This is a genomic window from Pseudomonas sp. Irchel s3h17 (assembly GCF_900187505.1).
Classification (GTDB): domain Bacteria; phylum Pseudomonadota; class Gammaproteobacteria; order Pseudomonadales; family Pseudomonadaceae; genus Aquipseudomonas.
In genome coordinates, this window is the sequence record NZ_FYDL01000019.1 from 41,708 (window position 1) to 65,935 (window position 24,228).

30 protein-coding genes and 1 tRNA gene are annotated in these 24,228 nt (G+C 59.2%); 17 read left to right on the plus strand and 14 right to left on the minus strand.

Features of this window, described 5'->3' with window-relative positions; all coding sequences use genetic code 11:
• Nucleotides 1–8 precede the first annotated feature (8 nt).
• Complete coding sequence (locus CKW25_RS22825) at nt 9–899, minus strand: DMT family transporter (RefSeq protein WP_095082788.1); 891 nt, start codon at nt 897–899, stop codon at nt 9–11.
• A gap of 374 nt (nt 900–1,273) precedes the next feature.
• Between CKW25_RS22825 and CKW25_RS22830 the strand changes: the two genes are divergently transcribed.
• From CKW25_RS22830 to CKW25_RS22840, 3 genes are all read left to right on the plus strand, one after another.
• Nucleotides 1,274–1,855 (plus strand): DJ-1/PfpI family protein, encoded by a 582-nt coding sequence (locus tag CKW25_RS22830; protein ID WP_095082790.1) that lies wholly within the window; start codon nt 1,274–1,276, stop codon nt 1,853–1,855.
• Between the two features lie 14 nt (nt 1,856–1,869).
• Nucleotides 1,870–2,175, plus strand: a complete 306-nt coding sequence (locus CKW25_RS22835) for a ribbon-helix-helix domain-containing protein (protein WP_095082791.1) — start codon at nt 1,870–1,872, stop codon at nt 2,173–2,175.
• Nucleotides 2,176–2,390: 215 nt separating this feature from the next.
• Nucleotides 2,391–2,735 carry a YegP family protein gene (locus tag CKW25_RS22840; protein ID WP_095082792.1) on the plus strand — a complete coding sequence of 115 codons (345 nt, stop codon included), beginning with the start codon at nt 2,391–2,393 and terminating at the stop codon, nt 2,733–2,735.
• A gap of 102 nt (nt 2,736–2,837) precedes the next feature.
• On the opposite strand, the gene CKW25_RS22845 is transcribed toward CKW25_RS22840, so the two are convergent.
• Together CKW25_RS22845 and CKW25_RS22850 are read right to left on the minus strand one after the other, a co-directional pair.
• A complete protein-coding gene (locus tag CKW25_RS22845) occupies nt 2,838–3,725 on the minus strand; it encodes a dihydrodipicolinate synthase family protein (RefSeq protein ID WP_095082794.1) in 888 nt (295 codons plus the stop codon).
• A gap of 30 nt (nt 3,726–3,755) precedes the next feature.
• Nucleotides 3,756–4,538, minus strand: a complete 783-nt coding sequence (locus CKW25_RS22850) for an aldolase (RefSeq protein WP_095082796.1) — start codon at nt 4,536–4,538, stop codon at nt 3,756–3,758.
• A 159-nt stretch (nt 4,539–4,697) separates the two neighbouring features.
• On the opposite strand from CKW25_RS22850, the gene CKW25_RS22855 reads away from it, so the two are divergent.
• Complete coding sequence (locus tag CKW25_RS22855; protein ID WP_095082798.1) at nt 4,698–5,240, plus strand: helix-turn-helix domain-containing protein; 543 nt, start codon at nt 4,698–4,700, stop codon at nt 5,238–5,240.
• A 171-nt stretch (nt 5,241–5,411) separates the two neighbouring features.
• Here CKW25_RS22855 and CKW25_RS22860 read toward each other — a convergent pair whose 3' ends face one another.
• On the minus strand, nt 5,412–6,431 hold the full coding sequence (locus CKW25_RS22860; RefSeq protein WP_095082800.1) for a DUF4917 family protein: 1,020 nt from the start codon (nt 6,429–6,431) through the stop codon (nt 5,412–5,414).
• Between the two features lie 153 nt (nt 6,432–6,584).
• Between CKW25_RS22860 and yiaY the strand changes: the two genes are divergently transcribed.
• Complete coding sequence (gene yiaY, locus CKW25_RS22865; RefSeq protein ID WP_095082802.1) at nt 6,585–7,733, plus strand: L-threonine dehydrogenase; 1,149 nt, start codon at nt 6,585–6,587, stop codon at nt 7,731–7,733.
• A 105-nt stretch (nt 7,734–7,838) separates the two neighbouring features.
• On the opposite strand, the gene CKW25_RS22870 is transcribed toward yiaY, so the two are convergent.
• Nucleotides 7,839–8,327, minus strand: coding sequence for a DMT family transporter (locus tag CKW25_RS22870; protein ID WP_095082804.1), 489 nt, complete (start codon nt 8,325–8,327; stop codon nt 7,839–7,841).
• A 77-nt stretch (nt 8,328–8,404) separates the two neighbouring features.
• On the opposite strand from CKW25_RS22870, the gene CKW25_RS22875 reads away from it, so the two are divergent.
• Nucleotides 8,405–9,316, plus strand: coding sequence for a LysR family transcriptional regulator (locus CKW25_RS22875; RefSeq protein ID WP_095082806.1), 912 nt, complete (start codon nt 8,405–8,407; stop codon nt 9,314–9,316).
• Nucleotides 9,317–9,349: 33 nt separating this feature from the next.
• Nucleotides 9,350–10,090 (plus strand): hypothetical protein, encoded by a 741-nt coding sequence (locus CKW25_RS22880; RefSeq protein ID WP_095082808.1) that lies wholly within the window; start codon nt 9,350–9,352, stop codon nt 10,088–10,090.
• Between the two features lie 7 nt (nt 10,091–10,097).
• Here CKW25_RS22880 and CKW25_RS22885 read toward each other — a convergent pair whose 3' ends face one another.
• Nucleotides 10,098–10,382: a type II toxin-antitoxin system RelE/ParE family toxin gene (locus CKW25_RS22885; protein ID WP_095082810.1), complete on the minus strand. Its 285-nt coding sequence runs from the start codon at nt 10,380–10,382 to the stop codon at nt 10,098–10,100.
• On the minus strand, nt 10,372–10,611 hold the full coding sequence (locus tag CKW25_RS22890; RefSeq protein WP_095082812.1) for a CopG family ribbon-helix-helix protein: 240 nt from the start codon (nt 10,609–10,611) through the stop codon (nt 10,372–10,374). The genes CKW25_RS22885 and CKW25_RS22890 overlap by 11 nt, the downstream gene beginning before the upstream one ends.
• Before the next feature lie 123 nt (nt 10,612–10,734).
• On the opposite strand from CKW25_RS22890, the gene CKW25_RS22895 reads away from it, so the two are divergent.
• The 4 genes from CKW25_RS22895 to CKW25_RS22910 all read left to right on the plus strand — a co-directional run bounded on the left by CKW25_RS22895 (nt 10,735) and on the right by CKW25_RS22910 (nt 14,015).
• Nucleotides 10,735–11,148, plus strand: coding sequence for a VOC family protein (locus CKW25_RS22895; protein WP_095082813.1), 414 nt, complete (start codon nt 10,735–10,737; stop codon nt 11,146–11,148).
• Between the two features lie 149 nt (nt 11,149–11,297).
• Complete coding sequence (locus CKW25_RS22900; RefSeq protein ID WP_095082815.1) at nt 11,298–11,942, plus strand: LysE family translocator; 645 nt, start codon at nt 11,298–11,300, stop codon at nt 11,940–11,942.
• Between the two features lie 101 nt (nt 11,943–12,043).
• A complete protein-coding gene (locus CKW25_RS22905; RefSeq protein ID WP_095082816.1) occupies nt 12,044–13,387 on the plus strand; it encodes a GGDEF domain-containing protein in 1,344 nt (447 codons plus the stop codon).
• Between the two features lie 124 nt (nt 13,388–13,511).
• Entirely contained in the window at nt 13,512–14,015 is a 504-nt protein-coding gene (locus CKW25_RS22910; protein ID WP_095082817.1) for a DUF4142 domain-containing protein, read from the plus strand.
• A 132-nt stretch (nt 14,016–14,147) separates the two neighbouring features.
• Here CKW25_RS22910 and CKW25_RS22915 read toward each other — a convergent pair whose 3' ends face one another.
• Both CKW25_RS22915 and CKW25_RS22920 read right to left on the minus strand, forming a co-directional pair.
• Nucleotides 14,148–14,663 carry an AidA/PixA family protein gene (locus CKW25_RS22915; RefSeq protein ID WP_095082819.1) on the minus strand — a complete coding sequence of 172 codons (516 nt, stop codon included), beginning with the start codon at nt 14,661–14,663 and terminating at the stop codon, nt 14,148–14,150.
• A gap of 120 nt (nt 14,664–14,783) precedes the next feature.
• Entirely contained in the window at nt 14,784–15,287 is a 504-nt protein-coding gene (locus CKW25_RS22920; protein WP_095082820.1) for an inclusion body family protein, read from the minus strand.
• A 444-nt stretch (nt 15,288–15,731) separates the two neighbouring features.
• Here CKW25_RS22920 and tam point away from each other — a divergent pair, with 444 nt between their 5' ends.
• Complete coding sequence (tam, locus tag CKW25_RS22925) at nt 15,732–16,502, plus strand: trans-aconitate 2-methyltransferase (protein ID WP_095082821.1); 771 nt, start codon at nt 15,732–15,734, stop codon at nt 16,500–16,502.
• A gap of 6 nt (nt 16,503–16,508) precedes the next feature.
• Here tam and CKW25_RS22930 read toward each other — a convergent pair whose 3' ends face one another.
• From CKW25_RS22930 to CKW25_RS22940, 3 genes are all read right to left on the minus strand, one after another.
• Entirely contained in the window at nt 16,509–16,916 is a 408-nt protein-coding gene (locus tag CKW25_RS22930; protein ID WP_095082822.1) for a type II toxin-antitoxin system HicB family antitoxin, read from the minus strand.
• A gap of 31 nt (nt 16,917–16,947) precedes the next feature.
• The gene (locus CKW25_RS22935; protein WP_095082823.1) at nt 16,948–17,130 is read right to left on the minus strand and encodes a type II toxin-antitoxin system HicA family toxin; all 183 of its coding nucleotides are present in this window, start codon (nt 17,128–17,130) and stop codon (nt 16,948–16,950) included.
• 260 nt (nt 17,131–17,390) lie between these two features.
• Entirely contained in the window at nt 17,391–17,729 is a 339-nt protein-coding gene (locus CKW25_RS22940) for a hypothetical protein (RefSeq protein WP_095082825.1), read from the minus strand.
• A gap of 233 nt (nt 17,730–17,962) precedes the next feature.
• On the opposite strand from CKW25_RS22940, the gene CKW25_RS22945 reads away from it, so the two are divergent.
• Genes CKW25_RS22945 through CKW25_RS22965 form a run of 5 tightly spaced genes read left to right on the plus strand, consistent with a single transcriptional unit; the run spans nt 17,963 to nt 23,000 of the window.
• Nucleotides 17,963–19,441, plus strand: a complete 1,479-nt coding sequence (locus tag CKW25_RS22945) for a c-type cytochrome (RefSeq protein WP_095082827.1) — start codon at nt 17,963–17,965, stop codon at nt 19,439–19,441.
• A gap of 43 nt (nt 19,442–19,484) precedes the next feature.
• Complete coding sequence (gene ctaD, locus CKW25_RS22950; protein ID WP_095082829.1) at nt 19,485–21,260, plus strand: cytochrome c oxidase subunit I; 1,776 nt, start codon at nt 19,485–19,487, stop codon at nt 21,258–21,260.
• Nucleotides 21,257–21,943 carry a cytochrome c oxidase subunit 3 gene (locus CKW25_RS22955; RefSeq protein ID WP_095082831.1) on the plus strand — a complete coding sequence of 229 codons (687 nt, stop codon included), beginning with the start codon at nt 21,257–21,259 and terminating at the stop codon, nt 21,941–21,943. The genes ctaD and CKW25_RS22955 overlap by 4 nt, the downstream gene beginning before the upstream one ends.
• A gap of 6 nt (nt 21,944–21,949) precedes the next feature.
• Entirely contained in the window at nt 21,950–22,663 is a 714-nt protein-coding gene (locus tag CKW25_RS22960) for a heme-copper oxidase subunit III family protein (protein WP_095082833.1), read from the plus strand.
• Between the two features lie 13 nt (nt 22,664–22,676).
• Nucleotides 22,677–23,000: a cytochrome C oxidase subunit IV family protein gene (locus tag CKW25_RS22965; protein WP_095082834.1), complete on the plus strand. Its 324-nt coding sequence runs from the start codon at nt 22,677–22,679 to the stop codon at nt 22,998–23,000.
• A 32-nt stretch (nt 23,001–23,032) separates the two neighbouring features.
• Here CKW25_RS22965 and CKW25_RS22970 read toward each other — a convergent pair whose 3' ends face one another.
• Both CKW25_RS22970 and CKW25_RS22975 read right to left on the minus strand, forming a co-directional pair.
• The gene (locus CKW25_RS22970) at nt 23,033–23,593 is read right to left on the minus strand and encodes a hypothetical protein (protein WP_095082835.1); all 561 of its coding nucleotides are present in this window, start codon (nt 23,591–23,593) and stop codon (nt 23,033–23,035) included.
• 374 nt (nt 23,594–23,967) lie between these two features.
• Nucleotides 23,968–24,041, minus strand: a tRNA-Gly gene (locus CKW25_RS22975).
• Nucleotides 24,042–24,228: the final 187 nt, after the last annotated feature.

Below are 24,228 nucleotides of genomic sequence, written 5' to 3' on the forward strand. Positions count from 1 at the left end.
TCGTGTGGCTACGCCGTGGCCGCGCGCGCTGGCCGTATCGCGGTCTTGCGTCCCAGTATCACCGTCACGATCACCCCAGCGGCGAACAACCAGGTGATCGGCTGGACCTGTTCGCCAAAGAACAGCGCCGAGAACGCGATGGTGAAGAAGATCTGCAGCAACTGGATCTGACTGACCCGGGCAATGCCACCCATGGCCAGCCCGGCATACCAGGCAAAAAAGCCGATGAACTGCGAGAACAGCGACACGTAGCCAAAGGCCCACCAGGTCCTGGCCGAAACCTCGCCCTGATGCTGCAAGGCCAGGTACAGCACCGGGCCGATCAACAGGGGCGTCGACAGTACCAGTGCCCAGCAGATCACTTGCCAGCCGCCCATCTCCCTGGCCAGGCGACCACCTTCGGCATACCCCAGCCCACCGACGGCAATGGCTGCGAGCATCAGCCAGTCACCGGCCTGAATACTCCCTGCGCCACTGATCAGCGCGTAACCGAGTACCAGCGCGCTACCCAATGCGGCACAGGCCCAGAAGGCTTTCGAGGGGCGTTCATGGGACAGCCAGGCGGCATACAGCGCCACGCACAGCGGTTGCAGGCCATTGACCAGCGCGCCGTGGGACGCCGGCAGGGTTTGCATGGCCCAGGCCGAGAGCACGGGAAACCCGAGAATCACCCCGGCGATCACCAGCGACAGGCCTTTGACCTGCTGCCAGGTGGGCCATTTTTCCCGGTTCCACAGTAACAATACGGCCGCCGGAATCGCCGCGAACAGCGCGCGGCCCAGACCGTTGAGCAGCGGGTGCAGTTCTTGCACGACGATCCGGGTGAAGGGCAGGGTCAGGCTGAAGATGATGACGCCGAGCAGGCCCAGGGCCATGCCGGTATTTTCGCGCGAGGACATGACGGCAACCAGAAGCGAAGGGGTGGGTGATGTCTTCATCTAGCCACAATCCGTGCGGGCTGCGCTGTTACAGTCGGGCGCAGAGTTATCCGTACAGTTTTGACGTGCACCGATCGTGTGGCGAGGGAGCTTGCTCCCGTCGGGTGGCGAAGCCACCTCAAAACAAACTGATGCATTTTAGCGATACGAGTGTATCGACTGATTTACGACTGCTTCGCAGCCGAGCGCGAGCAAGCTCGCTCGCCACAGGGGCCTCTGCGGCTCGTAAACCGTGTGCGGCGCTACGTAGTAGCTGGTTATTACCCACCTGCGCCTGATCGGGACTACCTTGAATACTCCGTTGTGCCCACGATTCATCCAGAGGAGTCCTCCCCATGGCTGCGAAAAAGATTCTGATGCTGGTTGGCGATTACGTCGAAGACTATGAAGTGATGGTGCCGTTCCAGGCGCTGCTGATGGTCGGTCACACGGTGCACGCGGTGTGCCCGGACAAAACCGCCGGGCAGACCGTGCGCACCGCGATCCATGACTTCGAAGGCGACCAGACCTACAGCGAAAAACCCGGTCACCTGTTCGCCCTGAATTTCGATTTCGCCAAGGTCGATGCCGCGGACTACGACGCGTTGCTGGTGCCCGGTGGTCGTGCGCCGGAATACCTGCGCTTGAACGATAAGGTCCTGCAACTGGTGCAAGCCTTCGACCAGGCCGCAAAACCGATTGCCGCGGTCTGCCACGGTGCGCAATTGCTGGCGGCGGCGGGGATTCTGGAAGGGCGCGAATGCAGCGCGTATCCGGCCTGCGCACCGGAAGTGCGGCTGGCCGGTGGCACGTTCATCGACATCCCGGTGACGCAAGGTCACGTTCAGGGCAATCTGGCGACGGCACCTGCCTGGCCGGCGCACCCGAGCTGGCTGGCCGGGTTCCTCGGTCTGCTGGGCACGACCATCACCTTGTAAGCGGAGGCCTGCGCATGTGCGAGCTCTATGTCAAAGCCGACCCGATTCTGTACGAGTCACGCTCGCGCTCACTGCGCATCTGCGGGGTGGTGACCACGTTGCGCCTGGAAAACCAGTTCTGGGACATCCTCAGCGAGATCGCTGAAAACGATGGCATGACCACCAATCAGTTGATCGCCAAGCTTTATGAAGAGGTGATGGACTATCGAGGCGAAGTGGTGAACTTCGCCTCGTTCCTGCGGGTCAGTTGCACCCGCTACCTGAGCCAGCGGCGGGAACAGGCGCCTGGATTGTCAGTGGTGCGGGCGGCGGTCAAGTAGATGATCTTGCGTGCCGCCATGCTGGCAAACCCGCCATGGAGTCGGGTCGATACTCGCGTGGGTTGTTCACCGGGGCCGGCAGGACGCGTGGGAAATCATGGCTGTCTACTCTCCCATGCACCGGCACGCGGAAATTTGAACTGGCCAAACGCCGAGGAAGGGCTTTACTTCAGAGTCGTAATCCCCCCGCCATTTCAATCGACAGGAGCAGACGCATGTCTGGATGGTATGAGTTGAGCAAAAGCAGCAATGGCCAATTCCGCTTCGTGCTGAAAGCGGCCAACGCCGAAACCATTCTCACCAGCGAGCTTTACACCACGCGTACCGCCGCCGACAACGGCATCGCCTCGGTGCAGACCAATAGCCCATTGGAGGATCGCTACGAGAAAAAAGCCACCAAGGACGGCCATCCTTACTTCAATCTCAAGGCGGCCAATCATCAGGTCATCGGCAACAGCGAGGCGTATTCCTCGGAAGCTGCCCGGGACAAAGGCATTGCCAGCGTCAAGACCAATGGCCCGACCACAGTCATCAAAGACAAGACCACGCCGGTGCTTTGAATACACCTTCCGATCATTCCTACGCTCGCGCGTGGGAATGCCTCCATGGACGCTCTGCGTCAAGTGACGCAGAGCGTGGGAACAATCATAAGGGGGATTGTCTCAGCGCAAGGTATCCAGCAATTCCTGCAACTGACTGCAACCCGTTTCATTCAACGGGAACACCGGCAGGCGCGGGTCACCCACTTCCAGCCCGGTCATGCGCAGGCCGGCCTTGATGGTCGCCGGCAGTCCTCCCTTGAGGATGAAGTCCAGCAGCGGCAACTGGCGATAGAACAGCTCTCGTACCTTGCCCAGATCATTGGCCAGTACGGCCTGATACAGCGCACCGTTGAGTTGCGGGATCAGATTCGGCGCCGCGGTGCACCAGCCTTTGGCACCGGCAGCGAATGCCTCCAGCGCCAGCGGATTACAGCCGTTGTAGAACGGCACCCGGCCCTCGCCGAGCAGTTGCAGCCTGTGCATGCGCTGGATGTCGCCGGTGCTCTCCTTGACCATGGTCACGTTTTCCACGGCATTGAAGATCCGCAGGATCAGGTCCACCGACATGTCGGTGCCGCTGGTGGCCGGGTTGTTGTAGAGCATGATCGGCACGCCGATGTTCTCGCCGATGGCGCGGTAGTGAGCGAGGATCTCGGCTTCGCTGAGTTTCCAGTAGGACGCTGGCAGCACCATCACCACGTCGGCGCCATGGGTTTCGGCGAAACGGGCGCGTCGCACTGCCTTGGCGGTGGTCAGGTCGGAAACGCTGACGATGGTCGGCACGCGCCTGGCGACGTGCTTGATGCTGAACTCGCTGACCTGATCCCACTCCGCATCACTCAGGTAGGCGCCTTCGCCCGTGCTGCCCAGTGGGGCGATGGCGTGTACGCCGCTGTCGATCAGTCGATCGATGGAGCGCCCCAGTGCGTCGAGATCAATGTGTTCACCGTTGGCGGTGAAAGGGGTGATGGTGTAGCCGATGATGCCGTGAATAGAAGGGCTGGACATGCTGTCTCTCCATTAAGCGAATGAGCGGTTTCAGTTCAGGCAATCGGCGTGTTGACGCAGGTTCTGCCGGGCGTAGTAGTTGAACGCCGCGCCGTGGCGCTTGGGCTTGGAGATCCAGTCATGGGCTTCGCGGCCGAGTGCCGGCAGGATCGGCTTGAGCGTGCCGGCCGACATCGCCAGCAACTGTAGCTTGGCCGCGCGCTCGATCAACTGTGCAATCACGCAGGCTTCCTCGATGGTCCATCCGGTCGACAGCTGGCCGTGGTGGGCAAGCACGATCGCGCGTTTGTCGCCCAGGGCCCCGGCGATGATTTCACCTTCTTCGTTGCCCACCGGTACCCCCGGCCACGCCTCGAGAAAGGCGCAGTCCTCGTAGAGCGGGCAGAGGTCCATGTGGGAGATTTCCAGCGGCACCTCCAGCATCGACAAGGCGGCGATGTGGGTCGGGTGCGTGTGGATGATGCAGTTCACGTCCGGGCGGGCGCGGTAGACCCAGCTGTGGAAACGGTTGGCCGGGTTCGGCATGCCGTGGCCTTCCAGCACTTCCAGGTCTTCGTTGACCAGCAGCAGGTTGCTCGCGGTGATTTCGTCGAAACCCAGGCCCAGTTGCTGGGTGTAGTAGGTGCCCGGTTGTGGGCCGCGGGCGGTGATTTGCCCGGCCAGCCCCGAGTCGTGACCGTTCTCGAACAGAATGCGGCAGGTCAGCGCCAGCTTTTGCCGGTCAGTCCACGTATTATCCGCCAGGGTGCTTTGCATCTGCGAAAGCGCCTGCTTGATGAGTTGCTCTTTAGGTAGTGCTAATGTCTTGGCCATATCAGGTGTCCTTTGTTGTGATCAATGGACGTCGGATGTGGTTCTCCCGCTGCTCGCAAGGTCGTTGGGTGATCACATGTGACACTTAAGAGGCTATATGACACTTTGTGTCATTGGCAAGGATTAATCGTTGCCTCCTTGATGGATTAATGGCTCCACATGTCTATCCGTTTGAAATTATTGAGAAAAAAGCTCGGCATTACGCTAGAGGCCCTGGCCGAAAAATCCGGCATGACCAAGAGCTATCTGTCGAAAGTCGAGCGCGGGCTCAACACTCCGTCCATTGCGGCGGCGCTGAAACTGGCCAAGGCGCTGAACGTCAAGGTCGAGGAGTTGTTCTCCGAGGACGCGATCAGCCTCGACAGCTACAGCCTGGTGCGCGCCCATGAGCGACAGTCACTGGCGGCCAATGACCAGGCGCCGGGTTACGCGGTACTGGCTCATCAGGTCAGTGAACGCAGCCTGTTGCCTTTCATCATCTACCCGCCCAAGGAGTTCAGTGACAAGACCTTCAAGGAGCACCTGGGGGAGGAGTTCCTGTTTGTCCATGAGGGCCAGGTCGAAGTCGATTTCATGAACGAGCGGGTGATCCTGGATCGGGGGGATGCGCTGCACTTCAACGCGCAAAAACCCCACCGCCTGCGCTCGGTGGGCGAGGTGCAGGCGCAGTTGCTGGTGGTGGTGCACAGCAGCGAGGAGTGATCGGGTTATGCCGCGCGCGCCCTTGTGGCGAGGGAGCTTGCTCCCGCTCGGTCGCGCAGCGGCCGCAAAACCTGCATGTGCGGAGTGTCTGGCAGGCTCGGGTTGCCGATTTCAGGACTGCTTTGCAGTCCAGCGGGAGCAAGCTCCCTCGCCACAGTGACAGTGACAGTGTCAGGCCTCGACCGGCACCGTCAGCAGCGGGTTACCCAGTGCGTGCGACTTCGAATCGAAAAACCGCAACTCAACCCCCGTTCCCTCAAACACCTTTGCGTAATGCCGCTTCTGGCTCTGGATAAAGGCCGCGCTGCGTGGATAGATTGAGATCGCCACGGTGTTCGGCCTGGCCTGGCGCAAGGCGTGAATGAGGTGCGCGTCCTGCTTGCCGAGGCTGTGACCGAAGATGCACAACCCATCGTGCTGATGCAGCAACTGGTCGTAGCAGAACGACAGGTAATCCGAACTGCGGATGGTCTTGAGCTTGTCTTCGCTGCTGCCTTCGCTGACGAATAGCGGCACATCGTCCAGGGTCTTGATCGTGTTATTGATCGCAAAGCTGCCCAGCAGTGTGCCCTCGGTGGAGGTCAGTTTGCGCGCGGTGCCGTCCTGGTTGCGCACCAGGTGCAGGCCACCGTGCAGGTACAGCAGGCGGGTCTTTTCGGTGGTGCTGGCGCTCAGGTCGAAGCTCGGCCCAGTGCCATGAAACAGGTCGCTGATGCCGTCGGGCTGGTGCTGGATTGCCCAGTAATTGAGCAGGTCATAGTTGGTGGTGAACACCGTCGGGTAGCAACTCAACTCCTGACTGATCATCGCCAGGCTTGAGGCCTGCACCAGGCGCCAGGGAATGTGCACCGCATGCACGGTGTTGATCAGCGCTTCCTTGATCGCGTAGTAACGATTGCGCGGTGCCGCGGAGCTGACGGCCAGGGCCTTGTTGACCCGGCTGGTGGTTTTCAGTGCGCCCAGCACTTGTTCGAAACTGCGGGTCTGCATCGCCTCGAACACACTCAGCTCGGACGGGCTCAACGGCTTTTCCTCCACCGTGCGGGCGTTTTCGAACAGCGAGTCGTAACCGAAGTCATCCCACACCGCGCGACTGGCACCGTTGCCCACCAGCAGGGCACTGAACGGGGTGGTTGCACGCAACGCCTTCCAGTCTTCTAGGTGGGCATCAACATCCTGGAACTCGGTCATCGCGTCGGTCTTCTCAAGCGGGTGGGGGCAGGGCGCAGACTTTATCACGACCGGGTGTTGAGCCAGATCAAGATGCGCGGTGAGCGATGGGTCGATCCTTAAGGTATCCGCCGAATCAGGAGTGACGGTTCGGTCTATCGAGGAGGAATCGCCGTGACCAGCACATTTTTCATTCCCGCCGTGAACATCATGGGCACCGGTTGCCTCGACGAAGCCATGATTGCCATCGGCAACTACGGGTTTCGCAAGGCCCTGATCGTGACTGACACAGGCCTGGCCGAAGCGGGCGTGGCCAGCCTGATCGCCGAAAAACTGGCGATGCAGGACATTGATTCCGTGGTGTTCGACGGCGCCAAGCCCAACCCGAGCATCGCCAATGTGGAGAGCGGCCTGGAACTGCTGCAGCGCAGCGAATGCGATTTCGTGGTGTCCCTGGGCGGCGGCTCGCCCCACGACTGCGCCAAGGGCATCGCCCTGTGCGCCACCAATGGCGGCAAGATCGCCGACTACGAAGGTGTCGACCGGTCCGCCAAGCCACAGCTGCCGTTGATTGCCATTAACACCACCGCCGGCACCGCCAGTGAAATGACCCGCTTCTGCATCATCACCGACGAATCACGCCACGTGAAAATGGCCATCGTCGACCGCAATATCACGCCACTATTGTCGGTCAACGACCCTGCCCTGATGGCCGCCATGCCCAAGGGCCTGACCGCCGCCACCGGCATGGACGCCTTGACCCACGCCATCGAAGCCTATGTCTCCACCGCCGCCAATCCGATCACCGATGCCTGCGCGCTGAAAGCCATCGAGCTGATCAGTCGCAATTTACGCCTGGCGGTGCGCGACGGCAGCGACATGATCGTCCGGGAGAACATGGCTTACGCGCAGTTCCTCGCGGGCATGGCGTTCAACAACGCGTCCCTGGGGTTTGTCCATGCAATGGCCCACCAGTTGGGCGGCCTTTACGACTTGCCCCATGGCGTGTGCAACGCGGTGCTGTTGCCTCACGTGCAAAGCTTCAACGCCGCGATCTGTGCTGAACGCCTGGCGGTGGTGGCCCATGCACTGGGTGTCGAGACCCGTGGTCTCAACCCGCAGGAGGGTGCTGAGGCGGCTATCGCAGCGATCCGTGAATTGTCCCGGGACGTGGAGATTCCAGCCGGTTTGCGCGACCTTGGGGCCAAGCTGCAAGACGTCCCGCTCCTCGCGGCCAATGCGCTGAAAGATGCCTGTGGCCTGACCAATCCACGGGCGGCGGATCAGCGGCAGATCGAAGAGATTTTCCGCAACGCGTTCTGACGGTTCAGCCCATGGCTGTCACCGCCAGGGCCACGCTCATCAGCGCCAGTGGCCAGGCTGGCGCCCGTAGCGGCTTACGCCGGAACCGTGGAGCAGGGGGCTGGATCACGGGTCCGGCAGCAGGGCTCTGGCGGGGCTGGTGCTGCATTGAATCAACACCACCCCGGCAATCAGCATGGTCGCGCCGAGCAGCTTCGGCAGGGTCAGATGCCGCTCCACCAGCCCGAACAACCCGAAGTGATCCAGCACCAGCGACGCCACCACCTGCCCGCTCAGCGCCAGGGCAATGAACCCTGATGCCCCCAGTTTGGGAAGCAGCATCAAGGCCAGGGCAATGAAGCACACCCCGAAGGCACCGCCAGCCCACATCCACAGGGGCGCTTTACTGATGAACCCCAGGGACGGTAGCGGTAAACGCAGGGCGATGATCACCGGCAACAACACCGCCATACTCACCAGCAACGACGCAAGGGTCGCCCACAAGGGATGGCCGAGGCCGCGACTGAGGTTGGCGTTGATCGCGCTTTGAAAGGGCACCACGGCACCGGCGATCACCGCGAGTAGCAACAGTCCGGCCCAATGCAGGGTACTCATGAAGTTTCTCCAACAGGTTTTGCTGGACTCTAAGGTATTCGTCGCGCAGATTTAAATTCCAAATAGCTATCCAGAACATGCATCGGATGAATGATCTGCGCCGTATCGACTTGAACCTGCTGGTGATCCTCGACGCCTTGCTCAGCGAGCAGCACGTGACGCGCGCGGCCGAGCGCCTTCATCTCAGCCAGCCGGCGGTCAGCCACGCGCTGGCGCGGCTGCGTGACATGCTGGGTGATCCCTTGCTGGTGCGTGCCGGTGCCGGGCTGGTTGCCACCCCGCGTGCGCTGGAACTGGTCGCGCCACTGCGCGAAGCGCTGTCGCAGGTCCAGGCGTTGTTGGCGCCCAACGCTTTTGACCCCGCTTCAGCCAAACGCAGGTTCCGCCTGGCGATGTCCGACTACGGCGCGGCCCTAGTCCTGCCGGGATTGATCCGTACCTTGCGCCATGAGGCTCCGGGCATCGACCTGCAAATCAGCCACGCCAGTCGCGAAGGCATGCTGGAAGGCGTGCTCAACGGCGATATCGACCTGGCCGCCGGGGTGTTTCCCGAACTGCCCAACGAGTTGCGCTCGACGCCACTGTTCGAGGAACGGTTTGCCTGCCTGGTGGATCGCGACAGCTTGCCGGCCAGCGGCACGCTCGACCTGCCGACCTATCTCGCCCGACCCCATGTCCTGTTGGAAATGCGTGGCAGCGGCACCCCGGAAATCGAGCGCGCGCTGACCACCCTTGGCGAGCGTCGCCACGTCACCGTCAGCCTGCCGCACTGGAGCGTGGCCCCACAATTGATTCGTACAACCGACCTGATCCTCACCGTCGCCGCCCGTGGCCTGCAGGGTATCGATCAGTCGCAATTGGTGATCCTGCCGCCCCCGTTTCACATCCCCCCATTTACCTTCGTGCTCGCCTGGCATGGCCGCCGGGGAGGTGACCCGGCATTGAACTGGTTGAATCGACAGGTCGGGCAGGCGATAGTGCACGGCTGACTGTTTGATTCATACGTACACAAGGAACACGGAATGACCTTGAAATACCGCTGGCTGGGCTGCGTGGCAATGAGTGGTGCGCTGAGCGCAACCCAGGCCTATGCCGAATGTGAAAAACCGCTGTTGCCCGAGGGCGTGCCGGGCTACTCGGTGTGCAAGGACTGGCCGGCCTACGATGGCCAGACCATCACCGCGCTGTCGCAGATCGAGCCGGACCCCACCCTCAGCGATGCGCCGGATGGCATGGGCATGTACGACCTGAAACTGGCCGTGATGTCCAACATCGACGGCAAGCCGCTGGCCCGTTACGCCCAGGCATCGGTGTACAGCTCCGATGCCGTGCGCTTCGATGGGCTGAGCATCGACACCGCGCGCTATAAACTCACCTCCGATCTGCGGGCATTCGGCGTGCGTGCCGGCTTCACCGGTTCATCGCGTGCCAATCCCTTCGAGCAAGCCATCCTGTCGCTGTATGTGCGTGAAGGCAACGTGTTGCGCCCGGTCCTTGAACAGTTGGTGATCGAATCCAGCAACGGCGAGTGGGATACCAACTGCGCCGGCGAATTCAGCCACACCAAGCGCACCCTGGACATGGCCAAGACCAGCAGCCATGGCTTTGCCGACCTGATCGTCAGGTCGGTGACCACCGACACGCAGAATCAGGTGGGGAGCGATGACTGTGAATACAAGGAAACGGTGGGCAAGACGGTGCTGACGACACTACGCTATGACGGTCGGCAGTATGTGGTTCCCAAGGAGATGCAGGGTCTATGACCGTGACCTACCATGCTCCGGGCGGTAAGCGACGGGTATGGAACACGCGTAGTACTTGAAGCTTGCCTTGGCGAACACGATAAGGGATGAGATAGGGGCGGTCGGGTAGCACCCACTCTCGAGTGCCGGACAGGCGGCCCTCACGACCCATGGCCGGAAATCGGGAGAGCTGCTCGACACTGGCGAAGATGGCTTTGACGAAGTCGGTTGCCGCCTTCGGATTTTCCAGGGCAAGGTAAGTGGCTTCGTCATCAATATTTTTGAGTGCGCTTCTCAGCCACTCAACGCGCATTACCAGTCCACTTGCCGGTGAGGGCACTGACTTCTTCATCACTGGCAAAATCTCCGGCATCAGCCTCTTTCAAAGCCTGCTGGATTTCTTCGATTTGCCAGGTTTCTCGAGCCAGGTACTCACGAAGCGCATCGACGGCCAGGAAGGATTTACTCCGACCTGTCGCTTTGGCCAGGCTGGCGAGGGTGTCGGCAATTTCGTCTGGCAGGCGCAAAGACATGACGGACATGGCTGTCTCGATGTAGTGGTTTGTAATACAACATACTACATTGCAGTCAGGGAGGCGGAACTAGTCCCGCTCGTCTGTTGCGCCCAGGGCTTTGATTCAAAACATCACTCCGAGGTACCCAGCATGCTCCACGGCCTCAACCACCTGACCCTGGCGGTCACCGATCTGGAGCGCAGCCTGGCGTTTTATCATGGCCTGCTGCAGCTGCGCCTCGACGCCACCTGGGACCACGGTGCCTATCTGTCGTTGCCAGGGTTGTGGTTGTGCCTGTCGCTTGACCCCAGGCGTGAGCCTGGCGTCGCTGCCGATTACACCCATTACGCCTTCAGCCTGGGGGTCGACGATTTCCCGGTGTTCGTCGCGCGCTTGCGAACGGCCGCCGTGCCAGAGTGGCGAGACAACCGCAGCGAAGGCGAGTCGTTCTATTTCCTGGACCCCGATGGGCATCAGCTTGAAGCCCACGTCGGTGACCTGGCATCACGGCTTGAGGCCTGTCGCCAGCGGCCCTATGCCGGGATGAAGATCTTCACCGCGTAACGCCCGGCATCGACGCGGCGGGTGAGGTATGACTTCAGGTCATGACCTTCTGAGTTTTTATGGTTACAGGCACTGCCTGGGCTTGTGATAAAAAAGCGCATTCCAGCACGCCGTCATGGCCTGGATGGCCTTACAGGGAGTGTTAACCGATGACGCCTTCATTGTTGTTCGCCGTACTTGCCTCGGGTTTTATCTACGGCATTACCCCGGGGCCGGGTGTGCTCGCGGTTTTCGGGATCGGTGCCACCCGAGGCCGGCGCGCGGGCGCGGGGTTTCTCTGTGGTCACTTGTTGGGCGATGTGGTCTGGTGCAGCACGGCGTTGATCGCCATTGTCGGTGCGCGGGAAATCGGCAGCAGCGCGTTTGACGTGCTCGGGGTGCTCAGTGGCCTGTACCTGTTCTGGTTGGGCGTGCGGGCGATCCGAAGCCGCCCCGGCAGCGGCGACACGGTGCAAGGACCGGCGCGCCAGCCGTTCTGGCACGGGATCATGTTCGGCCTGACCAATCCCAAGGCGTACCCGGTGGCCGTGGCGACGTTTACCGCGTTGCTGTCCAGCCGCGCCGAGTTGCTGCACTGGTCAATGCTGCCGTGGCTGATCGCCCTGAGCTTCCTTGGCGGTATCGCGGCATACGCTATTCTGATCGGGATCGTGGGCGCTCGTCGGGTGCGCTCGCTGTATCAGCGTCATGAGCTGGCAATTACCCGGATTTGCGGGGTAATGTTCATCGGTTTCGCCATCAACGCCCTGCTGCACGCGGTGCCAGGCCTGCTGGCACACAAGGCTGGAGGCTGAACGCAAGGCTGCGTCAGCTGCAACGAGGCACCCGTGCCCAGGGATTGCCAGGTCCATGGACTGATACTCATAGCTGCATTTTTGGACAGTATCCATCCAAAATGACCACCAGAAATTCCGCACCGCTGGCCAGTTACATCGATCTGTTGCTTGACGTCGTGTGTGCCGTCGACAGCCAGGGACGCTTTGTCTTTGTCAGTGCTTCCTGCGAGCAAGTGTTCGGCTACACCCAGGACGAACTGATCGGCCAACAGATGATCGAAATGGTGCACCCGGCCGACCGTCAGCGGACGCTGGACGCTGCCCGGGAAATCATGCGCGGCCAACCGAACCCCAATTTCGAAAACCGTTACCTGCGCAAGGACGGCCAGGTGGTGCATATCATGTGGTCGGCGCGCTGGTCCGAGGTCGATCAATTGCGCATCGCCGTGGCCCGCGACATCACCGAGCGCAAGCTGGCCGAGTCCCGGCAGGCGGCCTTGTATGCAATCTCCGAAGCCGCCCATGCCGCAGAGGATTTGCTGGCACTGTTCAAGCGTATCCACCAGTTGATCGGCGAGTGGTTGCCGGCGCTGAACTTTTCGGTGGCGCTCTATGACGAGCACTGCGAACAACTGAACTTTCCCTATCATGTCGATCATCACGAGTGTGATCCCGAGTTCAGTGTGACCGGGAGGCTGTGCGCCGAGGTGATCCGCTCCGGGCAACCGGTGCTGGTGACACCCGAGCAGCCATTCGCGGTGTCCGATGGTTCCGCTGTCGTCAGCGATCAGGACGCCCCGTGCTGGCTGGGGGTGCCCCTGAGCTCGCAAAAAGGCACCATTGGCGCCTTGATCGTCAAAAGCATGCCCGGTGACGTGCACTACACCGAGCGCGACAAGGAGTTGCTGCAGTACGTGTGTGCCCAGGTCGCGGCGGCCATTGAGCGCAAGCAGTTGCACAGCCGTCTGCAATACATGGCCCAGCACGACCACCTGACTCGCTTGCCCAATCGCGAGTTGCTGCGCGAGCGCATGGCCTCGGCCTTGGGCAAAGCCAAGCGGGACCTGGGACGCATGGCGCTGCTGTACGTCGACCTGGATGATTTCAAGCAGGTCAACGACACCTACGGTCACGGCGTTGGCGACATGTTGCTGCAAGCGGTGGCCAATCGGCTACAAGGCTGTGTACGTGAGTCCGACACGGTGGCACGCATTGGCGGCGATGAGTTCGTCGTGTTGCTCGACAGTGTCCAGGCCGCTGAAGATGCCGCGCGGGTGGCGATCAAGATCCGCCAGGTGCTGGCTCAACCCATGCGCCTGGACAGCCATAGCCTGAACATCCTGCCGAGCATTGGCGTGGCGCTGTACCCCGAGCACGGCACCGAAGAGAAGCAACTGTTCAAGCATGCCGATGAAGCCATGTACGCCGCCAAACGCTTGAGTGAGCATCTGGATCGCGCCTGATCGGGTTCGGGGAACCGTTCGTCGCTGTCAGTACCAATGAGCTAAACCTTTGCCTGGTTTTGCCTTCTGAAGACAAGTGGGGGCACCCACTGCACTCATCTGTCTGTTCAAGGAGGGCGCGACCATGATCATGGTGGCCAGCCGACTATCGACCATCTGTCTTGCCGTGCTACTGGGGCTTGGTGCCCGCAGCGCATTGGCCGAATCACCGGTCGAATTCATCAACGAGGCCTCGGCCCAAGGCATGGCGGATATTGAAGCCAGCCGTATGGCGCACCAGAAAACCGAGTCCAAGGCGATCAAGGACTACACCATTGTAGTGATCAACGACCGCACCACGGCCAACCAGCACCTGGCGAAAATCGCCAGGAAACTCGACCTGCCGGTGGCGTCACGGGAAGAGGTGATGAGCAAGGCCAAGACCTTGATACCGCACATCCAGGATGGCGAGTCGTTCGATTCGGCCTACACCGCCAGCCAGGTGAAAACCACCGAGCACACTATCGAACACCTGCAGCGAGAAGCGAGCACCACCGACGTACCGGAGATCAAGGCTTTCGTCGAAGAAACCTTGCCCACGCTTGAGCATCATCTGCAAATGGCCAGGGCTTTGCCGGCGAGTCGTTAATACGCGTTGGCACTGATTCAAGTACTGCTGCGCCTGTCAGCCGCCGGTGTGCTTTCCAGAGGGATCATTCCTTCTTCGTCCTGGTCGCGGCTGCGCATTCTCAGCGCCTCCCGTCGCTTGATGTCCCGGCATTCAGCCCGACACCGTCACCTCAACCTCCCACCCGAAGTACCCCAGCACCTCACAGTTGCTGTCCACCAACATGAAACCCAGCTCGCAGCGCTCGACACCCGGACTCAATGGGCGGCAGCGCCAATAGTGATCGTTGGCTTTTCCGGTCAGCGGTTCGGTGGGGATTTCGGGGTTGGGTGCGGGCAGGGGCAACTGACTGTGCACCACCAGTTGGGGTGGTTCGAGCACACCAGTATCTCCCACGGTAAGGTTGTAGAGCACCACGCTGTGTTCGGCATGCAGACCCACGGTGCGACCGCGCAGGTGGAGGGCGCCTGAGAGGGGGATGATCAGTTCATGGTCGGAGCTGCTAGCGCCCACGCTGAAAATAAAACCGTCCTCAATCATGGTCGGACGCTGTGGATCAAGGCTTGGCTGGGAGTAACGAGTCAGCAGGGTTTCAGCGTCGATGATCAGTAGCAGATTGGTCGCTTGCTCAAGTGGGAGTGGCGAGGTTGCGCAAGTATCTGTGGACATCACGGATTCCTTTCATGATGTAGGGGAATGCGGTCACCGCTTCGGCCTTTGTAAGACATTCCGTTCTTGTCAGGGCGAGCGACGAAGGTGCGACCCCTTGTTGCCAAGGGGCCGCCCGGATCAGTTGCGGATGGTGATGAACGGATCCCACGAACAGCAACCGACAATCTTGCAATCGCGGTCCACGATCAGGAAGTTGAAGTGATAGGTCACACTGCCGCATGCCAGTGTTTCCGATGACCAGTAGTGGTTATCGACTTTCTGGCAGCTGGGTACTGACGGGTTGCTGGTATTGGGTACCGCAACGCAGGCGGTGGCCTTGCGTGGGACAGGGGTGGAGATCAGCTCGTTACCCACGTTGCCGATGAACTTGTAGAAAATTACCGCCGTTTCAAAGCTCTGCGACAGACTGGTTTCGCGCCAGCGAATCAGGTCACCCACCTGGGCCCTCAGGTTGAGTTCACCACCCGCCTGGCCATTGATCACGTTGTTCTGATTGGTAACCATGTATACGTGATTGACATCGATCATCGTTGGCGCTGCGGGGTTTTTGCTGATGCCCGGGTAGTTTTTCAGAATGGTTTCAGTGTCGATCGAAACAAGCACATCCGTGACTCGAGACATAGTAAAGCTCCTTGTTTTCATAGTGAGCGCCTGACCTCTGCCAGACACCATATCGCTTGCTAGCCTTGCGGCTGCCGTAAGCGCTACTACTGGAACCCACCGATCACAGGGCACGAGCTGGCCTTGCTCCTTACCTACAAAAGTGACGGCTCGGGTTCCTTCCAACAGGCCGCGTCTGCACTATAGGTGCCTACTTGATACTGTCAAAACAGCGGGTGAGCAGCTCGACGAGTGGTCGGTTTTTTTCGGGTTTGCGATAAGGAATGCAGCATTCAGAACGGATTTTTGTAGGCATTTGGCTCGTCGTCGGTTGCGTGGCGCAGATGTTTCAACCGGTTACTGCCGCTTGACGAAGTTGCCGGGGCCGTCGCTTACTGGCGCCCCGCGAGCGAAACGCTGAGTCTGGCGCCTCGCTCCCGTCCTGATCGGTGACAGGAGTATGCGATGAGTTGGTCCGCCAAACAGTACGTGGCTTTCGAAGATGAGCGCACGCGCCCGGCGCGTGATCTGCTGGCTGCAATCCCCAACCGGGATGCGCGTTCGGTGATCGACATCGGTTGCGGCCCCGGAAACTCCACCGAGTTGCTGGTACAGCGTTTTGCCGATGCCTCGGTCCGTGGCATCGACAGTTCTGCCGACATGATCGAGTCCGCTCGCAAGCGCTTGCCGAGTGTACGTTTCGACACCACGGATATCGCGACCTGGAGCGAGCCTGGCCCGTTCGATGTGATCTTCGCCAACGCTGTGCTCCAGTGGTTGCCCGACCACGGCACGCTGCTGCCATCACTGGTGGCCAAGCTCGCGCCAGGGGGCAGCCTGGCGATCCAGATGCCTGACAACCTCGAGCAACCCGCGCACCGCATGATGCGCGAAGTCGCCGCCAACGGCCCATGGGCGGGCAAGCTGGCGGACATCGCCGGACAGCGCACGACCCTGGACGATGCCACGACCTACTACCAGATGCTCTGTACCAGCAGCTCGCGGGTCGATGTATGGCGCACCACCTACCATCACCCGCTGGCGGGTGGCCCCGCAGCAGTGGTCGAGTGGTTCAAGGGCAGTGGTCTGCGACCGTTTCTGGAACCGCTTGGCGAGACGGAGAAAAATCGCTACCTGGCGCAGTACCTGGAGGCAATCGAGCCCTTCTTCCCGGAACTGGCCGATGGCTCGGTGCTGTTGCCATTCCCGCGCGTCTTCATCGTCGCGACCCGCTAAGGGCGATCAGCCCTGCTGCAACACCTTCAACGCCGCCGAGGCCAGAAAGCCGGAGCGGCTTTTTTCTTCCGGGTGATGCAGCACGTATTCGTCGATGCGGGTCAGCAGATAACCGGGCAGGGTGATGTTGAGTTTCTGCGCTTTGCCCAGGTACTTGGTGACGTCGATGTCCACCAGTGCCCAGGTGACACCGGCGTATTGCGGATTGGCCGCATGCAGGGTGACTTTGTTGGCCGACGGAATCGCCGAGCCGTCTTCGGCGAGGATCTCGAAGTGACCCTCGATGGCCTCCCGAGCCATGGCGATGGCATCGTCCAGGTCATCACCGGCCGAGAAGCATCCCGGAATATCCGGTACTTCAACGCCCCAGGCGTGTGTGTCATCGCCCATTGAAATCGCAATCGGGTAAAGCATGTTCATTGTCCTCTGGTTGCCGTGCGCCGATTCAGTACAGCAAGGCCTGTTGCAGGATGCTCACGGCCGTCTTGGTCAATAAGTCCTTTTTCGGATGCGGAACAGTCACCAGTCCAGGCTTGGTTGGGTGCTTGAAGTGGTGGTGACTGCCCCTGACCCGTACCAGGTACCAGCCGTCTGCGACGATTTGGGTGATCAAGTATCGGCTATTCACATCACGTCCCTGTACTGTGTAGGTGGTTACTATACCTACTGAAGTGCTGTTATCAACACTATAACCACCAGGTCTGGCGGATCAGGTGATGAATGGTCGGGATCAGTGTAGGAATCACAGCGAGGTATGGCGGTTGAGGGAGGGTGCCGCGTTTTTACATAGCCTGGACTCAAAGAGTCATTGTCTGACTCTTTTCAAAAGGTGAGTTTCAGCACCGCACTCCCCACAGAGGTAAACCGATGCGCAGAATCGCGTAGTCGTTACTCAAGCAGCTGATCAATCAACACCGCGTTGGTGTAGACCAAGCTGCCATCGCTCGCACGGTGCCCGACCAGATGAAACTGACCGCGTTCGTCGTGCAAGTAGACGCGCATTTGACAGTCGGACAAGGGGCCGTAGCCCTCGGGCATGATCAACTCCATCGTGTCCATATCGACATCGACCATGGCTTCAGGCTCGTGGGTCTTCTGCAGGCGTTCTTCGGCCTCCTCCAGGCGGAGATGGAGAGGTCCATCGACGTAGAAATGGACTTCCCCGATCGGGGCGGACTTTTGGGCATCGCTGGTTTTGCACCAGCCTTCGATCGTCAGGGCACTCATGACGAAACCTCCCATGTGGATTGCTGGGTTCTGTAGCTATCTGCCGTCCATCATCAGAAATTCAGTATAGCGGGTAGCCGGGCCTCGCTTGCCGACCTCACGGTACAACCCGATGGCTCTATACTCCTTACTGACTTTTCCGCCCGGATGGGTGGTCATTGTCTGCCCTGCTTGGACGTCAGTGGCGATGCTTTTGCATAACCAATGAACAACAGGAATAGGATGAAGAGGAAATGGCAGTAGCAATTATCTTGATACTAATCGTTATTGCATCAGTGCTATTCCATGTACTAGCGCCTTGGCAGGCGACACCGGCAGCCTCCAACTGGGGGTCAATAGACACCACCCTGTTCATCACCCTGGTCATTAGCGGAATCTTTTTCATCGCCATCACGGTATTTATGGCGGTCGCCGTGATGCGTTATCGTCACAAGGAGGGTGTCAGGGCGCACTACCAGCCAGAAAGTAAAAAACTGGAACTATGGTTGATTATCGTCACCTCGGTAGGTATTGCCGCGATGTTGGCGCCGGGTCTGGTTGTTTACAACGATTTCATCCGGGTGCCGAAAAATGCGTATGAACTTGAAGTGGTCGCCCAGCAGTGGCAGTGGGCCTTTCGTTTTCCCGGCCAGGACGGGAAACTGGGCAGATCGGATATCAAGTTTGTTGATTCGGCCAATCCCTTCGGCCTTGATCCCAAGGATCCTGCCGGGCAGGACGATGTTCTGATACGAAACAATGAAGTTCACCTTCCACTCGATCAGCCAGTGAAAGTTTTACTGCGCTCTAAAGATGTGCTGCACAATTTCTATGTGCCGCAAATTCGCAGCAAGATGGACATGGTGCCAGGGATGGTGTCGCACTTTTGGTTTACGCCAACTAAAACCGGGAAATATGAAGTCCTTTGCGCTGAATATTGTGGTCTAGGTCATTACAACATGCGTGGCCATATGATCGTGGAAGAACGGGACGCCTTCGTTCAATGGCTGAATAGCCAACCGACGTTTGCCCAGTCATTGACGACAGCTGCCAAGCCCAGTCGGGACAGCGTGCTGGAAAAAGGCCGCCAGTTGGTCGAAACATACGGCTGCGGTGCCTGCCACAGCCAGGATGGCAGCGCCAGTCTCGGCCCGGGATGGAAGGGGCTGTATGGCCGCACTGAACAGCTTGCCGATGGCACCCATGTGCTGGTCGATGAGGCCTACCTGAAAGAGTCGATCCTCGAGCCGAAGGCCCGACTGGTACAGGGCTACCCGCCGGTGATGGTGGCCTATACTCTCAATGACGACGAACTGGGTGCTCTCGTCGCCCTGATCAAATCACTGGGTGCTGCACGGCAAGACGATGAGCTTTCTACTGGCGAAGCGTCGGGCCCAGGTGAAGACTTGGCGACGCAGGGACAGCGGCTGGCCGAGTCGCTTGGCTGTCTGGCCTGCCACAGTGTCGATGGCAGTAAGGGCGTCGGCCCCAGTTGGCAGGGCTTGTTCGGCAAGACAGAAGCCCTTGCCGACGGTACGAGTATCAAGGTCGATGAGGGCTATCTAAAGGATTCGGTTGTTAATCCCGGCGGCAAAATCGTCAAGGGCTATGCAGCCGTCATGCCGGCCTTTGCTCCAAGTGACAAGGAGTTGAACGCACTGATCGCTTTTATCAAATCCAAAGCGAATGCCGACGCTGGTGCGAGCAAGGCGGAGCCAGGAAAGGAGCCGTAAAGGAGCCAGGAATACACCGAAACTTCGACAGGAGGATGACGTGATGGCCTATGCGGAGCAAGCCGAAACAGAAGCACTGCACGAACCCAAAAGCTTCCTGACGAAATACATCTGGAGTCAGGACCACAAGGTCATAGCCATTCAATATTCCTTGACGGCTATTTTCGTGGGCCTTATCGCTGTGGTGTTGTCCGGCTTGATGCGCATGCAGATAGGCTTCCCCGGTAGTTTGGCGTTCATGGACGCCAGTGCTTACTATCAGGCGATGACCATGCACGGCATGATCATGGTCATTTACTTGCTGACGGCCTTGTTTCTGGGCGGCTTCGGCAACTATCTGATCCCGCTGATGGTGGGCGCCCGCGACATGGTCTTCCCCTATGTCAACATGCTGAGTTACTGGTTCTATCTAGTAGCGGTACTGGTATTGCTCTCCAGTTTCTTTGTCCCTGGTGGCCCCACCGGTTCGGGCTGGACGCTTTATCCGCCACAGTCCATTACTCAGGGGACACCAGGGGTCGAGTGGGGCATCGTGCTGATGCTCGTCTCACTGGCGATTTTCATTGTCGCCGCCACCATGGGCGGGTTGAACTACGTCACCACGGTGCTGCAGGCGCGCACGCACGGCATGACATTGTTTCGCATGCCGCTCTCCGTATGGGGCATCTTCATGGCCTCGATTATGGCCTTGCTGGCTTTCCCGGCGTTGTTTGTCAGTGCGGTCATGATGCTGTTTGACAAGCTGTTGGGCACCAGCTTCTTCATGCCGGCGATGATCTCGCTGGGGCAGCAGCTCGATCACCAGGGTGGCAGCCCAATATTGTTCCAGCACCTGTTCTGGTTCTTCGGCCACCCGGAGGTCTACATCGTTGCGCTCCCTGCGTTTGGCCTGGTCTCCGACTTGATCAGCACGCATGCGCGTAAAAATATCTTCGGCTACCGAATGATGGTGTGGGCCATTATTGCGATTGGCGTACTCAGTTTTGTGGTGTGGGCGCACCATATGTATGTCAGTGGAATGAACCCGTACTTTGGCTTTTTCTTCGCCATCACCACCTTGATCATCGCGGTGCCGACTGCGCTGAAAGTCTACAACTGGGTGCTGACCCTGTGGCGGGGCGACATCCATCTGACTGTGCCGATGCTGTTTGCCCTGGCCTTTATCGTCACCTTCCTGGTCGGCGGGCTGACCGGGTTGTTTCTCGGCAATGTGATCGTGGATATTCCGCTCTCGGACACCTATTTCGTCGTGGCCCATTTTCATATGGTCATGGGGGTCGCACCGGTACTGGTGGTGTTCGGCGGCATTTATCATTGGTTCCCGAAAGTCACCGGGCGCATGTTGAACGACACCCTGGGCAAGCTGCATTTCTGGATTACCTTTCTGGGCACCTACGCCATCTTCTTCCCCATGCACTACCTGGGTTTCCAGGGCATGCCGCGCCGCTACTACGCCTATGAAAACTACGCGTTCATCCCGCAGTCGGCGCAAGACTTGAATGCCTTCATTACGGTGGTCGCATTGACCGTCGGTGTTTCCCAATTGCTGTTCGTGTTCAACCTGGCCTGGAGTGTATTTAAAGGCAAGCCGGCAGGCAGTAATCCATGGGGGGCGGCCAGTCTGGAATGGCAAACGCCGGAAACCCCGCCGAAACACGGTAACTGGGGAGCGACGCTGCCTGTCGTGCATCGCTGGGCCTATGACTACAGTGTGCCGGGGATCGAGCAGGATTTCGTTCCGCAAACGGTCTCCGCCGAGGAGCTGGAGCATATGCGCCAACTCAGTGCCGGAACCAGGATAGCGGATGTTAAAACATGAACAGGCTGCTATTGAGAAACTCCGGCGTCGCTGACCCCGGTGGCGGTTGGAGTCGCGATCCCGAGGGCATTCAGGCCGCCGAGAGTGCCGATAGGACCGCAAGAATAGGCCTGCGCTTGTTTCTGGTGGTGGTCAGCTCGTTATTCTTTCTGTTCCTGATTGCCTTTGTCGCTCGCTCGCAAATGGCCGACTGGCTACCCCTGACAGAGCCCTTGGCGCCGCTGGCCAATCCATGGCAGCTATGGCTGAATTCGGCTTTTCTGGTGTTCAGTTGCATCGCACTGCAGTGGTCGCGAATGGCCGCCCGAAAGGCTCGGCTGGGCGCAACTGTCATTGGCTTTGCATGGGGGGGCGTATTTGCAATTGCCTTTCTGGCGGGACAACTCTGGGTCTGGCAGCAGTTTGTCGTCTGGGGCTACTTTGTCGCCAGCAATCCGGCCAACAGCTTCTTCTACCTGTTGACCGGCCTGCATGGGCTCCACCTGCTGGGCGGGTTGATAGCCTGGAGCAGAACCGTCACCAAGTTCCTGCGTCGCGTGCCGTTGCCACAACTCAGCGCCAGCATAGAACTCTGTGCCATCTATTGGCATTACTTACTGGGTCTTTGGTTCGTGCTATTCGCGCTGCTGACCAGCACGCCGGAAACCTATGAAGCCATCGCCAGATTCTGCGGCCTGAGGTGAAAAACCATGGCATCGGACCCACCAGCCCCAGGCGAATCCCCTTCATCCAATCCACCCAGCGTGCTGCCTGCACCGGGATGGCAGGGCATCGCCAGCGACTGGTCCTCGGATAGGGAGGCTTTCAAGCAGGTCCCCTGGGGCAAGGCGATGATGTGGATATTCCTGCTCAGCGATACGTTTATCTTCGCCTGTTTTTTAATCGGCTACATGTCGGTACGCATGACCATCACCGTCCCTTGGCCGAACCCCAGTGAAGTGTTCGCATTGACGATCGGCGGTAGAGCAATCCCACTTATTCTGATCGCCATCATGACCTTTGTGCTGATCAGTAGCAGCGGCACCATGGCCATGGCCGTCAATTTCGCCTATCGCCGTGATCGCGCGAAAACCACTGCCCTGATGCTGGCGACCGCAGCCCTGGGGGCGACCTTCGTCGGCATGCAGGCATTTGAATGGAGCAAGCTCATCGCAGAAGGGGTGCGTCCCTGGGGGAACCCCATGGGGGCGGCGCAATTTGGTGCCAGCTTTTTCATGATCACCGGTTTCCACGGACTGCACGTGTCAATCGGCGTCATCTACCTCAGCATCGTGGCGCTGAAAGTATTGCGGGGAGATTATGAGCGCTCCGGAAACTATCAGATCGTCGAGATTGCCGGGCTTTACTGGCACTTCGTGGACTTGGTGTGGGTGTTTATTTTTGCTTTCTTCTATTTGTGGTAGAGGAGCACGGGTGATGGCGCATGCTCAGGGTCAGCAACATCCAATCAGTTTGTACCTTAAAATATGGGGGCTGTTATTCGTCCTCAGCACACTGTCGTATCTGGTCGACTACTTTCACTTCCAGGGCTACCTCAGGTGGTCCCTGATTATCACTTTCATGTTGTTGAAGGCAGGTCTGATTGTCTCCATCTTCATGCATATGGCCTGGGAACGGTTGGCCATGGTCTACGCCATATTGGTGCCACCGTTGTGTTTACTGGTGCTCCTCGGACTGATGGCCTCCGAGGCAGACTATGTTTTCCTCAGTCGAGTGGTTTTCTTCGGCCAAGGCCAATAAGCAACTACCGGATCGCCTCAAGCTTCCAGGGGCTAACCCGATATCACTCGCTTGAACTGATGCCATTTGTGCTGCCAGGCGACTGTCCAGTGGGGGGCTGCCGCTCCCGTGCCGGCGATCTTCAGCATTGGATGATGTTCGATTACCCGGTCCAGTACCGATTCCTGGCCCGGTTCGACATCCACGAAGAAGATATGTTTGCCCTCATCGACCACCTGTTTGAAATTGCGGAAGTGAGTGTTCGGCACCTGGAACCCAAAAAAACCGCCTTCCCAGATGCAGAAGCCCAATATAACAAAGGCAAGGAAGATAAAAGGTACCCAGCCTGCGGCGGATTCGGTCCAGCCCATCCAATAGGCGCCACCCAGGACCAGCGCCGCGAGTGGCACACCGATCACCGCCCCAATCTCGCCAGAGTGAACAGCATCTTGTTTCATTAACGAGTTAACTTCGTGGAGGTGATGTTTTTCAACATCGGCAACTTCTTCACTGAGCACATGAATTTGTTCGGTATTGATGCCGCCGGCTTCCAATTCGGTTTCAACGGTTTCAAGATCGTCGAGATTGTCACTGATGTAATAGTGTCGATTCATGGCACACCTCCCATCTCGTGTTTGCTGCAGACCTCCTCTGTCCTGCAACCGTTGACTGAGAATTGCAGTCGGTATCTGTACCCATGGGGGACGTTGCACACTTCATGCAATCCGAAGGAAGTATAGCACCCGCTATCACGCCAGGTTGTCGTGGTCAATATCCAGTGGCGAGAAAAGGGGGCGTGTTTTTTTCTGGATCGCCCGGCTCTGGAGAAGGCTTGCATCTATTTCAGGGAGGGGCGGCAGGTTTCTGTCAAATCGCTCGGCCGGAGCAGCGCTCCAAATCCCGCCCACAAAAAACCGGCCACGTGGACCGGTTTTTTGTATTCCTGCATCCCCCGTCAAAAGCACCTTGACGTGAGATCAAATTCGATTGGAGCGGGTGAAGGGAATCGAACCCTCGTTATCAGCTTGGGAAGCTGGAGTAATGCCATTATACGACACCCGCTCAGAGCGGCTGACTTTGTACCAGATGTGGCAGGAAAACTGAAGTTTTTCTTTGCAATATCTGCGGTTACGGGGTTTCTACCGGCACGGCAAGACGTCGTCGGCGACCGGTTTGGCGCAGGCGATGGGGGTGAGGGGGCAGGCTTTGAAGTCGTGAGCGGTCTGTCGCGAGCAAGCCTCGATCCTGC